This is a genomic window from Hominimerdicola intestinalis (assembly GCF_054655215.1).
In genome coordinates, this window is the sequence record NZ_BAAHNZ010000021.1 from 1 (window position 1) to 12,515 (window position 12,515).

General features: G+C 38.1%; 12 protein-coding genes and 1 pseudogene. 8 read left to right on the forward strand and 5 right to left on the reverse strand.

The window, feature by feature from the left end:
* The coding region (locus tag ACYQ0H_RS12120; protein WP_459813116.1) for a hypothetical protein at positions 1 to 230 on the forward strand (230 nt) is incomplete at its 5' end.
* A 119-nt stretch (positions 231 to 349) separates the two neighbouring features.
* On the opposite strand, the gene ACYQ0H_RS12125 is transcribed toward ACYQ0H_RS12120, so the two are convergent.
* The 4 genes from ACYQ0H_RS12125 to ACYQ0H_RS12140 are packed head-to-tail and all read right to left on the reverse strand — an operon-like array spanning position 350 to position 3,920.
* Complete coding sequence (locus ACYQ0H_RS12125) at positions 350 to 988, reverse strand: ABC transporter ATP-binding protein (protein ID WP_459813118.1); 639 nt, start codon at positions 986 to 988, stop codon at positions 350 to 352.
* 13 nt (positions 989 to 1,001) lie between these two features.
* Positions 1,002 to 1,874 (reverse strand): hypothetical protein, encoded by an 873-nt coding sequence (locus ACYQ0H_RS12130; protein ID WP_459813120.1) that lies wholly within the window; start codon positions 1,872 to 1,874, stop codon positions 1,002 to 1,004.
* Positions 1,864 to 2,661: a hypothetical protein gene (locus tag ACYQ0H_RS12135; RefSeq protein ID WP_459813121.1), complete on the reverse strand. Its 798-nt coding sequence runs from the start codon at positions 2,659 to 2,661 to the stop codon at positions 1,864 to 1,866. The genes ACYQ0H_RS12130 and ACYQ0H_RS12135 overlap by 11 nt, the downstream gene beginning before the upstream one ends.
* Before the next feature lie 2 nt (positions 2,662 to 2,663).
* Positions 2,664 to 3,920 carry a hypothetical protein gene (locus ACYQ0H_RS12140; protein ID WP_459813123.1) on the reverse strand — a complete coding sequence of 419 codons (1,257 nt, stop codon included), beginning with the start codon at positions 3,918 to 3,920 and terminating at the stop codon, positions 2,664 to 2,666.
* 759 nt (positions 3,921 to 4,679) lie between these two features.
* Between ACYQ0H_RS12140 and ACYQ0H_RS12145 the strand changes: the two are divergent.
* Together ACYQ0H_RS12145 and dinB are read left to right on the forward strand one after the other, a co-directional pair.
* Positions 4,680 to 4,821 (forward strand): annotated as a pseudogene (locus tag ACYQ0H_RS12145) (IS200/IS605 family transposase); the annotation flags it as partial.
* Between the two features lie 326 nt (positions 4,822 to 5,147).
* A complete protein-coding gene (dinB, locus tag ACYQ0H_RS12150) occupies positions 5,148 to 6,389 on the forward strand; it encodes a DNA polymerase IV (RefSeq protein WP_459813124.1) in 1,242 nt (413 codons plus the stop codon).
* A 116-nt stretch (positions 6,390 to 6,505) separates the two neighbouring features.
* Here dinB and ACYQ0H_RS12155 read toward each other — a convergent pair whose 3' ends face one another.
* Positions 6,506 to 6,994 carry a hypothetical protein gene (locus ACYQ0H_RS12155; protein ID WP_459813126.1) on the reverse strand — a complete coding sequence of 163 codons (489 nt, stop codon included), beginning with the start codon at positions 6,992 to 6,994 and terminating at the stop codon, positions 6,506 to 6,508.
* A 336-nt stretch (positions 6,995 to 7,330) separates the two neighbouring features.
* Between ACYQ0H_RS12155 and ACYQ0H_RS12160 the strand changes: the two genes are divergently transcribed.
* From ACYQ0H_RS12160 to ACYQ0H_RS12180, 5 genes are all read left to right on the forward strand, one after another.
* Positions 7,331 to 8,200 (forward strand): dipicolinate synthase subunit DpsA, encoded by an 870-nt coding sequence (locus ACYQ0H_RS12160; RefSeq protein ID WP_459813128.1) that lies wholly within the window; start codon positions 7,331 to 7,333, stop codon positions 8,198 to 8,200.
* The gene (locus ACYQ0H_RS12165) at positions 8,190 to 8,777 is read left to right on the forward strand and encodes a dipicolinate synthase subunit B (RefSeq protein ID WP_459813129.1); all 588 of its coding nucleotides are present in this window, start codon (positions 8,190 to 8,192) and stop codon (positions 8,775 to 8,777) included. The genes ACYQ0H_RS12160 and ACYQ0H_RS12165 overlap by 11 nt, the downstream gene beginning before the upstream one ends.
* 221 nt (positions 8,778 to 8,998) lie before the next feature.
* Complete coding sequence (locus ACYQ0H_RS12170) at positions 8,999 to 9,778, forward strand: hypothetical protein (protein WP_459813131.1); 780 nt, start codon at positions 8,999 to 9,001, stop codon at positions 9,776 to 9,778.
* Between the two features lies 1 nt (position 9,779).
* The gene (locus ACYQ0H_RS12175) at positions 9,780 to 10,535 is read left to right on the forward strand and encodes a YdcF family protein (RefSeq protein ID WP_459813133.1); all 756 of its coding nucleotides are present in this window, start codon (positions 9,780 to 9,782) and stop codon (positions 10,533 to 10,535) included.
* A 227-nt stretch (positions 10,536 to 10,762) separates the two neighbouring features.
* Positions 10,763 to 12,515: cellulase family glycosylhydrolase (locus tag ACYQ0H_RS12180; RefSeq protein ID WP_459813134.1), on the forward strand; the 1,753-nt coding region annotated here is incomplete at its 3' end.

Below are 12,515 nucleotides of genomic sequence, written 5' to 3' on the forward strand. Positions count from 1 at the left end.
TTGTGTCTTACAAGCAAGTAGCGAGGGGAAATCTTTCGGAACTCCGCATAAGCTTTTGCGCCATACCTCCTCTTAATATGTGTGACAAAAGTAAAACCCAGTCTGGTAACAGGCTGGGTTTTGTTTTGCAAACATTATTGCTTCAAACAAAATTAAAGCCTGTAAGCGGCCGTTTGGAGTCACTTACAGACATAAAGAAAAAAACATTTTTAAAGAAAAGTCAAACCTAATTTACACATATAGAACCATTCAAAGTTCAGCCGACAATACAAGGAACTTAAGGCAAGTCTGAGAAGCTTGCAAAGGCTCGCAAGAGTATTAAAGCAGCAATACTATGAATAATAATTGTTTATTTTATTTTTGTAAGCACACCTTTATCCATTTCGCAAACTGTATCACAGAGAATTTCGATATCTTCTGATGAGTGAGAAGCAATAAGTATTGTTTTTCCACGTTCTTTTAATTCAAGAAGATACTTTCTCATATCTGCGACGCCATCCTTATCAAGACCATTAAACGGTTCGTCAAGAATTAAAATTTTTGGGTTTTCCATAATTGCTTGTGCTAGCCCTAAACGTTGACGCATACCAAGACTATACTTTCGAACATGGCGTTTTAAATTCGGGTCAAGATCGACCTGTTCCATTGCTCCAACTATCTCCGTTTTTCCGATTATTCCACGCAAGCCTGCAAGGAGTTTTAGGTTTTTATACCCCGAATAATACGGAATAAATCCAGGCGTTTCTATGATAATCCCCATATTATCGGGAAAATCACAGTCTTTGCCGACCTGTTTTCCATCAACCATTATTTCACCGCCCGTTGGCTTGATAAATCCGCATATGCATTTCATAAGCATTGTTTTTCCTGAACCATTTCTTCCAATTAATCCGTGAATTTTTCCTTTTTCAAGGCTTATGGTTACATTTTGTAAAATTCGAGTTTTATTTATTGTCAAATTTACATTGTTTACCTTAATAATGTTCATACATAACACCTTATCATTCATTATCATCAATATTCAAAAAATTTGTACTTCTAATTCTAATGACGCATACAAATAAAATTAATAAAATAATTGACACAAAATATACAAAAGAACTTTGTAGGCTCATAACTGGTTCCTTAAGATACTCTGTATAATGAAGGCTTATCATTGTATGTGCCATTGGGAATATCCACATTCCAGATGATTTAATGATCCCCAAAGCACTTCCGACTGCAATTAATCCGCTTGCCACTACAACTCCCAATTTTCTTGTGTTTATAACGTGAAACATAAGAAGTATCATTCCAATCATAATCATATACATCATTGTAAAAGAAAAAGAAACTAAAGTTTCTTGAAATGGCGCAATCTGATTGTAAAGTTCTTTTGTAATTAAGGTTGCCGCAAAGCTTGAGGCTTTATCGGGAAAACACAATCCATAACGTGTTATAACTAAACTCCAACCGTTGGCAAAGAATGAGTTGACAGCGTTCGGAATAATTGAAAATAAAAAAATACTTCCCAAGAACGTAAAAGATGATAGAATAAAAAAGATAAATTGACTCAAAACCCATTCTATTTTTCTAATACGATGAAGAACAAATAAGCTGTTATGGTCAAGATGAGGATAATCTGCAATCAGAAATAAATAAACTGAGGGGGTTAAAAGACATAAAACCCGTGAATTAAGTATAGCAATAAATGGCTCCAAGGTATTAAGTGGGCTATTCATTTCACGGCTTATATTTATAAGCGGAAAGACTGCAAAATTCCAGATAAAAATTATCATTGCCACTACAATAATCATTCGTGGATTGATTATCCATTTATAATATTCGATTCTGGAAATTCTCCAAATTCTTAAAACAGAAGAATTATGTACCATAGTCAAACCTCTTGTTCATTATTATTATAAAACCAAAATATGCGACAAAAGCTAAAACTAAATTATAAATCAGGCAACTAAAGCTTTCACCGAAAAATAATCTTACTATTCTGTCAGGATATAAAAAATCCATTTTAACAATCGCCTCCCAATTGTTTTTATCTATCAGAACAGATTGAATCCGTGTTAAAGTCGTAAAATAAAAGTGCATGAAAATAAAAGGGAAACAACATATAAGATACTTATTTTTTATAAACGATGATAGTAAAAATGCTGGAATAACCGAAATCATACCATACAAACTCAATCCAGCTAAAAACTTCACCATATTCGCAAATGAAATATTATTAGGGAAAATTATACAAATGACAACTGCATATGCAGAATAGCTTAGCATAATTGCTAAACCTCCGCTTATAATTGCAGTGAAAAACTTTGAAGTGTAATAGGAAATTTTTCCACATCTTATAATATTAAATCTTAAATAACCGCTAACTCTTTCCGCACAAAAAAAGCTTACAAAAGGCAATGCAGATAAAATCGGCAGAAACATTGTCAAATATGCACTTATGGAATTATATATAATTTCTCCGCTGTTGAATTCCACAAATTTAAAATTATCTCTGTCTGCAAGAACCTCAAATGCAGAAAATTCTTGTCCTTCTGTATTAGTATAAATAACCGAAGTGAAGCAAAGCAAAAATGTAACAATAATACATAGTATAAAACCATAGCTAAAAATTGATTTTTGTAAATCAACTTTCAGACAATAAAAAAATGCTTTCATAGTTAACTACCTGTTCCTTGTAATACAATATCCATATTGTAGTGCAGTTCACCTGTAACCATATCAATATATATATATTTTCTAACATCTCCATATGTATTTATTTCTCCATCTTTCAAAAATTCTGATGGGTCAACATCAATTATAAATTCCCATACAGGGTGTGAAGTAACAGTTATTCCTGCACTATAGGGGTTTTGCATTTTTATATTATTTTCATTCTCATCTTTGGATTCCATCCCAATATAATCATATACGGGAGTTAAGGTGTATTTAATTCCTATGTCAGAAATAGTGATATTCTTAAAATCCGTAAAGGTGTGTTCGCAGTATTTCAATGCACTTTCTAATGAAATACATTTATCAATATTGCTTTTTTCTATTGGTTTAAGTATTCCAGTACCATTTGTAAACGAATCTATTTGATTGACATTTGCCATTTGAATATTAATTGTTGCATTAGTGTAAGTCATGTATGTGTTCTTGCTTTTTTCGTCAGTGGCAGCTTCAGCCGTAAGAGAGTCTAATGGTATTCCTTTATATAGCAGTTCCGTGTGTATTTCAAACATAAAATTTTTGTTGTGTTTACGTACAATAACAGTTTTAACCTTATAATCAAAATCAGGTGATAGTTTCTTATACTCTATCGAAAACCAATTGTTTATATATTCTACGGCATCAGCAACAGAACAGCTTCCATTGTTTAATTGATACACATCGCTTAAATCGTCATTTCTGTCAACATGATATATTTTTACATTAGGCTCACTATAAGCAAATGATATATTGAAAGCATCAGGCTTTAACATTGCTATAAATCCATTATCGCCAACGCATCCATACATTTTATCAGTTTCGTTCCAAAAGCTGACTGTGGTTGAACCGTCTGAATTATTACTTGATGATATTTCCTGTTTTTTAAGTTCTTCATCAGAAAAAAAGCATTTCATTACATCATTAAAATTTTCCTGATACTGTTCCAAATATACGAATTCCATTATATTGATATTGCTTATTTCATCTATAACTATGTTATCTTCAATCTCAAATTGGGTATATTTTTTTTGCAACGCCATATTTGAATTATCTTTTATTTTTGATTTCTCAATATAAGTAAATTCAAAATTACTGTTTACATATTCAGCGCTACTATCTCTATACTTATTCATTTCTTTCTTTACGTCATCTGGTACAGTAGCACAACTACTTAAAAATAAAGCTAGTATTAAAAAGGCATATGCCAAAGATTTTTTTTCCATAATATCACCTAAATTTTCAAAAGTCTGCCCGCTGTAAAATTTTCAACAGGCAGACAGACATTGTTACAATTGTTAATTATCCAGTTACTTTTCCATAAGCATAATGCGAACCACTACTGAAATTATTTAGAGATGCACTTGCATATGCACTTTTTCCTACTACCACATTGGTTGCAGAAACAGAACCCGTTGTACGTTTAATACTGGAAATACCAGTATTTGAATACAAATATACATACGCATTAGAATTGCTAAGTTTCTGATTTGTATAGATTATAAAAGCTTTTAACTGTGCGTAATAATTATTATACAATAAAATACTTTGTAAAGTTTATTTAACTGTTTATAGCATAACATATTAAATTAAATTTGTCAATTGATAAAATTACAAAATCAGGCAAAATTATTTGTGCATTATGCACTGATTTTATGACATATTTTGTATATAACGCAAAACTAATTCATATCAAAAGCACTTACCCTTATGTAAATTTTTCCTCCGTTCCTCCTCAGCAAGCCTCGAAATATAATCCCCCTTAGAAATCTCATTATAGGTTTTGGCAATATCCGCATAAACCACATACAACTGCTTGCAGTTCTCAAAATCAGTTTTGAGAGCTGCAATTTTTTGTGTAACGAAAACCATCTGCTATGCAGGTGGTTCCAAAAAGCTTTAGCTATGAGTAGAAAAAAGAAACCTCCAATGGTATAATAAGTTAAGGTCTGCCAACCTAACAAAAACCAAAGGAGGTCATCGTCATGACAAGAGACGATATATCAAGTTTAGCACATTCCAAGTGGAGTTGCAGGTATCACATAGTATTTGCACCAAAAAAGGATATACAGAGACATAGGACAGATAATACGCAAGTTGTGTGAACAAAAAGGCGTAAATCTGATTTCTGGGCGATAATTCCTCCGAATCCTATGATTTACGCTGCTGGAAAGATCCATTTGTGCTGAAGAAGGATATTGTTTGTGTTGTTATTGAATGCTGATATACTATCTGTATGCTGACGGTTTATAACTGAAATAAATAATACAGAATGTCAACAAGCCCGCATTTACGGACTTTTCAGCATAAAAAGCAACTCAGTTTGGATTTTAGGGTTCAAACTGAGTTAGGGTTATGATATAAAAAACACTTGAATAAATTTCCTCTATACAAACGCAAACAAATGTGCTATACTTATTATAGAACACATGTTTGCAATTGGAGATGATGTTTTGAACGAAAGAATTATCCTTCATTCTGATCTTAATAATTTCTATGCTTCCGTCGAATGTCTGTATCATCCCGAATACAGAGGAAAACCTCTTGCCGTTCTCGGCGATCCGGAAGCTCGTCACGGAATCGTTCTTGCTAAAAATTATGAGGCCAAAAGCTGCGATATCCGGACAGGCGATCCCATGTGGATGGCAAAGCAGAAATGTCCCGACATAGTTTTTGTTCCTCCTCATTATGATCTTTATATGAAGCATTCAAAGCTTATCCGTGAGATATATTCTGAGTATACTGATCAGGTAGAGCCTTACGGTCTTGACGAATGCTGGCTCGATGTTACGGGCAGCACAAGGCTTTTCGGTTCGGGAGAGGAAATTGCAAACAAAATACGCAAACGAGTTAAATTTGAATTAGGCGTTTCTGTTTCAGTCGGAGTATCTTTTAACAAGATATTCGCAAAGCTCGGCTCAGACCTGAAAAAACCGGACGCTACAACCGTTATTGAAAGCAGCTGTTTTAAAGAAATTGTATGGCCTTTGCCGGTAAAGGAGCTTCTATATGTCGGCAGGGCTACTCATAAGCAGCTAAAGCGCAGAGGTATATTTACAATAGGCGATCTGGCAAACGCCAACCCCGAAAGCCTTAAATTCTGGTTTGGAAAAATGGGAATCGTTCTGTGGCAATTTGCAAACGGACTGGACACATCTCCTGTTTCCAATATCGGCGCCAAATCCATGATTAAAACAGTCGGAAACAGCACTACCGCTCCCAGGGATCTGATTTCCGATGAGGATATAAAAATAACACTGATGGTACTCTGCGAAAGTATATCAGCAAGACTTCGGGAATATGGCTTTATCTGCCGTACTGTTCAGATTGGCATTCGTGACAACGAACTTGAATGGTATGAACGTCAGGGCAAGCTTGAGATTCCTAACAGGACGGCAAAGTCGATTTTTGAACTTGCTTTCGCTCTTTTCAAAAAGCATACCAATGGAAAACCAATCCGAAGCCTAAGCGTCAGAGCGTGTGATTTAGAGCCTGTGGATTTTGTTCAGTTATCTCTTTTGCCGGACGTTCAGAAGCTTGAAAGTCAGGAAAGACTCGAAACCGCAGTGGATGCAGTAAGAAATCGGTTCGGACATTTCTCGCTGCAAAAGGGTATTATGCTGACTGACAGAGATTTATCTAATCTTGATCCAAAGGGTGAGCATATTATTCATCCAATGAGTTTCTTCAACTGAAAATTAAAGGGCACAGATTATCTGTACCCTTGTTTCAGTCTATCGAAAAAGCCAGCCGACAGGCTGACGGCTTGTCTTTATAAAGTCAAGCCGTTTTTGCTGTTTTATTAAATCTGTCAGCTGTTTTTCGAGAAAGCCAACGTTTCGGTTTCCGCCCATGCAGCTTCGTGTGAATTGTCCTCTGGAAGTTCTGCTTTAACGTATTCACCTGTAGCTTCATTAAGAACAAAGAGGTCATTGCTTGAAATATCCTTAGCCACAGTACCTAGCTTGATATGAACATCGTCCTTATAGGTATAAACCGCAAATATATAGCAGCCGGAATTATTAATTTTACCGATACCCTTATAACCGTACATCCATTCGCCGCCGTCATTTACGAACAGTTCTTTTACTGTGTCGGCTACATAATTAAAGGAATCCACCGCTTCGTCCGGAAGTTTCTCAAAGGCTTCTCCGTCCAGTGCCGATGTCTTTTCATCACTTTGCTCTTGAATATTATCGTTATTGTTAAGCTTTACAGTATTGCTGTTATCAGTGCTTGCGCACGAAACAAATGCAGTAATTGTGCATACGGCAAGCAGGATTGCAATCAGCTTTTTCATATAAATACCCTCCGGATAATATCAGTTGAATGCCATGACTTCACTGACAGACTTAAAATTATACATAAATTTTACAATAAATTATTCCACAATTTCATAGTATATCATACGCCTTTTGCCTTGTAAAGATAAATAATGATTTTGTTACTAAAAACTTCGATTTGGTACAAATTTGCTGAAATTTCAAACGTTTTATTAGTTAAGATTAACCAAAGGTTATTACATTTCCGTAACAAAATAAAAGGCTGAAAACTCTCCTGACTACGTAACAACCGCGGTATGCACAGCATATAATGTGAGTGTAAGAATGGCATATGCGACAGGAGGATTCATTATATGAAAAAGACAGTGTTTTTATGTGTCGGTGGAGACGCCAGACAGATATATATGAGCAGAAAGCTTTCGGAATACGGCAAAGTCTACAGCTACAGAATATCCGATCCGTCTCCGTCCGTCGTTTCACTTGACAGGCTGGACACAATGGAAGAAAAAGCGGGCGTGCTGGTGCTTCCGATGATGTTCGGCAGCGGCCTTGAAATACCCTGTCAAAGCGGCATGACGGTAAATTGTCAGGATTTAGTACCCTATCTTCGCAAGAATGCCATTGTTACAGGCGGAAGACTTGGAACTGATCTAATAGAATATTTTTCCGCACTCGGCTTTGATGTTGCAGATTATTTCAAGCGTGAAGAGCTTGTAATTAAAAACTGCATACCTACTGCGGAGGGCGCACTTCAGCTTGCAATGCAGGAACTTGCAATAACCGTTTTCGGAAGCAAGGTTCTTATCATCGGCTGCGGAAGAGTAGCTAAGGCGTCCGCATCGCTTTTCAAGGCGGCGGGCGCCGAGGTAACTTGTACTGCAAGAAGACTTGAAGCACTTGCAGAAGCGGAAAATTCAGGTTTGAAAGCCTTCCATATCAATGAGCTTTTCGGACATATAGGAAGATATAACCTTATTATAAATACAGTACCGGCCATGATCCTTGACAGAACGATGCTGGAAGCGGTCTCAAAGGATACACTTATAATCGACCTTGCGTCTAAGCCGGGAGGCGTTGATTTTGAAGCGGCTTCACAGCTGAATAAACGAACGCTCCAGGCTCTTTCTTTGCCCGGAAAGGTTGCCCCTATTACCAGCGGAGAAATTATCTCTGAGGCGGTGAAGAATATTATAAATGAAAGGGGTGTGAAAAATGTCACTTGAAGGTATAAAAGTAGGATTCGGCATGACGGGCTCCTTCTGCACTTTTGAAAAGGCTTTTAAAGCAGCGTCTGCGCTTGTTGGAGCTGGAGCCGAAGTTACTCCGATAATGTCGTTTAATGCGGCCGGCATTTCTACACGGTTCGGAACGGCAGAGGAAAACTGTCTGAAAATAGAAGATATATGCGGTCATAAAATTATAAGATCCATAGAAGAAGCGGAGCCGATAGGTCCGAAGAAACTTTTTGACATACTGATCATAGCTCCCTGTACCGCAAATACTCTTGCTAAGCTTGCTCTGGGAATTTCCGATACTCCTATTACTATGGCGGTAAAATCTCATCTGAGAAACGGAAGACCGGTAGTTATAGCTGTTTCTACCAACGACGCTCTTGCCGGCTGCGCCAAGAATATAGGCGCTTTACAGAATTACAGAAATTATTATTTCGTGCCTTACAGCCAGGACAATTTTACGTCTAAGCCTAATTCTGTTGTGGCTGATTTCACCCAAATAAACAAAACGGCTGAGGCGGCTCTTGAGGGTTTGCAGATCCAGCCGGTCATGCTTTTTAAAGAGTAAAATCAAAAGGCTTACTTCACGATCTCTTAATTAAGAGGGTAAAGGGACATTCCGGACGGATTGTCCCTTTTTATTGTGTTTGTTCAGCTTTTGTATGTAAGAGTTATTACAATTCAGTAATAGTGATTGACATATATATATGTTTTGCTGTATAATAAAAGTACAGAAATAATCAAAGTGAAAACTATAAATCAGGATCGTGAATGCAAAGGAGATTTAATATGAAGTATAAATATTTGGCTGCCGCAGCGGCAGTTTGTGCAGCTGTCTTAATGGCTTCGTGCGGAGAAATAAGCGACAGCAGTTCTTCGGACGGAAATATTAGCAAGACTGACGTATCGGAGGAAAGTCAGGGTACAGTAAACAATACGTCTGACTCTGGTGATCAGGAGCAGCAGACTGAAAGCACAGCAGTTCCTTCCGAAAGCTCAGCGTCAGGCTCAGATTCCTCTGAGGCTGAGAGCGGTGAATTTGTTCCCGTTTCCGGCATTTTTACAGAAAGCGTTGACGGAGTTGAACAAAATTATGTTATTATAAATGAAAGCTCAAGCTATCTTGTAAGAATAGGCGAAGTTACGGGAGTACCGCTGGGAATTGATCAAACTGCGGATACTATTCTTATAAATCGGGGCGGAGTTGATGACTCAGAACCGACTTCTTATACCTATGACGGAAATGTCTTGACTTTTGAAAGGAACGGCTCGTCGTATACATGGACAAGGATAGATTATATACCTGTAAGCGGAAAGTATTATGAGGTCGATTCTGAGGGTACTTATATAAATGAATGGGTATTTAACGGTGACGGAACGGGAACGGTCAGTGATTACGGAGCAGAAAACGGTGTTCCTGTCTCCTATACTCAGACCGCCGATAGCTTTAATGTTTCCAGAGGCGGAGCAGACGATCAGACAGAATACAGCTACACATTTGATATATTCACATTAAAGCTTACAGCTTCGGACGGCAGTGTAATTACACTTACGGCGGCTAATTCATAGTATGAGCTTCAGAAATATTTTTACGGCGCTGGAAATGGTTTTGCTTATGCTGTTTCTGGTGCCGTTTCCTGTTATAAATGCGGGTAATGCAACAGGGATCGTAATATCTGTGTCAATGCTGCTTATATCTTGCAGCTGGGAAGAATTTCTGAGCCTGCTGAGCAGTATTGGGCAGAGCGTTGCCGGAATTATTGTTCTGACTGTGCTATTTATGCTAATGTCAGCTGCGGCGGCTTATGCTTTTATAATATCGGTAAAGATGTTCACGGCAATGCGCAAATATCCAGATAAGCCTGATATACTTATAGTACCGGGCTGTAAAGTTATAGGGAAAAGGCCGTCAAGAATGCTGAGAAGGCGCCTAGAAACTGCTCTTAAATATATGAATGATAATCCCGATGTCCTCTGTATCGTTTCAGGCGGCAAGGGAAGTGACGAAATGATAACAGAAGCTGAGGCAATGAAAGAATATTTGGTTTCAAAAGGAATTGACGGTTCAAGGATATTTAAGGAAGATAATTCATCATCGACAGATGAAAATATGAAATTCAGTCTTGAAATTATAGAACGGCTTGAAATGGAGCGGAGCGTTACTATTGTAACTGACGGATTTCATCAGTACAGGTCTGCAGTTACTGCTCGTAAGTACGGTGCACGAAAGGTTCATGCGCTTTCCGCGCGGACAGAGCCGAGATATATTTTTACCTATTGGATACGGGAATGGTTCGGTATATTGAAGATCATAGTACACAAATAAAATCGACAGCTGTATGTATCTTGACATTGATATGTACAGCTTTTGGTTTATGATGCCTGAAAAGCATATAAATAGGACATATATATTTATTCTTATCCAAACAGAGAGGTGATTGTTTGTGCAGAACGCATAAAAAAATAAGCTTTACTTGCGGTTTTGTTGACAAAATCGTGTATGATAAAGTATAATTAAAGCATGATCATAAATATGCTAAGGAGGAAATTCTATTGAAAATACCGAAATTAAACAGGCTGAGATCAACGGCTGCAGCGGTTCTGTGCTCAGTGCTGATGTTCGCATTGGCGGTTATGCCGCCGTTTGCAGACGCCTTATCTGTAAAAGCAAGCGCAGTTTCCGGATTAAGCGCAAGGCAGATAACTTCTCAGATGACTATTGGCTGGAATCTTGGAAACTCTTTGGATTCTACGCTGAGTTCATATGATTCATCAACTTCTCCTAAGAAATTTGCACAAGCATGGGGAAATCCCGAGCCTACTCAGGAGCTGCTTAAGACGGTGAAAAATGCAGGATTCAATACTGTGCGAATTCCTGTGACCTGGTATCAGCATATTTCCTATAACAGCCAGACTCAGAAGTACGAAATAAATCCCGACTGGCTTGATTATGTGAAAAAAACTGTAGATCATGCATATGATCTTAATATGTTCGTTATTCTTAATATTCACCATGAAGACTGGGTCAACGTACCTGTATTTAACAGTACAACACTTGCCAAAGCTTCGGAAAAGCTCGAGGATATCTGGAGCCAGCTGGCTCAGACATTTAAGGACTACGACCAGCGCCTTATTTTTGAGGGAATGAACGAGCCTCGGCAGACAGGGAACAGTTCAGTTTCAGAATGGGGAAACGGCTCCGGTGATAACGGATATACATGGAGCTATATAAATAATCTGAATAAATTATTCATCACTACTATTAGGCAGAACGGCTCGTCCTGCAACAAGGAAAGGCTTCTGATGATACCGGCATACTGTGCAACAAGCGATACGGCGGCGCTCAATGCTCTCAATATTCCGTCTAATTCGGGGAATATTGCTATTTCAGTTCATGCTTATTCGCCTTATTTCTTTGCTATGGATACGTCGGGGTATGCAAATCATACTTTTCCGGGCAGCAGCGGTTACGGCGAGAATTATGAAAGCTCCCTCACAAATCTGTTCAAAAATCTTAAAAGCGTTTCAGACAGCAAGGGAGTGCCTATAATAATAGGAGAATTCAGCGCATCTGATTTCAATAATACGTCCTCCCGTGTAAATTGGGCGAAAAGCTACCTTTCAAAAGCAAAGGCTGCGGGAATCCCCTGCGTTCTCTGGGATAATAATGTTTCCTACAATGGCTCGGGTGAAGCTCACGGTTATATTTACAGAGCGACAAATACTATTTATCCGAATTCGAGCGATGTTCTGAAGGCAATGATGGATACAGTAGGAGTGAGCGGATATGTGCTTCCTGAATATCAGGAATATGAAGCCCCTGTTTTTTCATGGGACAAGATATCTGTCGGAAGCGACTGGGTCAGGATTTTTTATTCGCAAAGCGGAAAGGACCTTACCTCATGGTCTAATTTTACTCTCAGCGGCTGGAAAGATTATATTTCAAAGGATTATAAGCTGGCGGTTGTTTATGATGCGGAAAGCGAGCCTAATATAATTTTTCAGGGGGGCTGGTATCAGGTAGCCGCTCACGATACGGAGGATTTTATAGTTTATTTTACATATGACGATATGATGAACGTACTGAACGGCAGCGGAGCTTCTCTCGACAGTATGTATAATCTTTTTGTAGGTGCGACCAATTCAAGCGCTAAGATATATGCCGTATACGCAGTTCCTGTAAACGGCAGCGGACATACCCACAGCTATACGTCAAAGGTAACGAAAGCGGCAAGCTGTACAGGAAAGGGAGAAAGAACGTATACCTGCGCCTGCGGAGAAAAGTATACAGAGGCAATACCTGCAC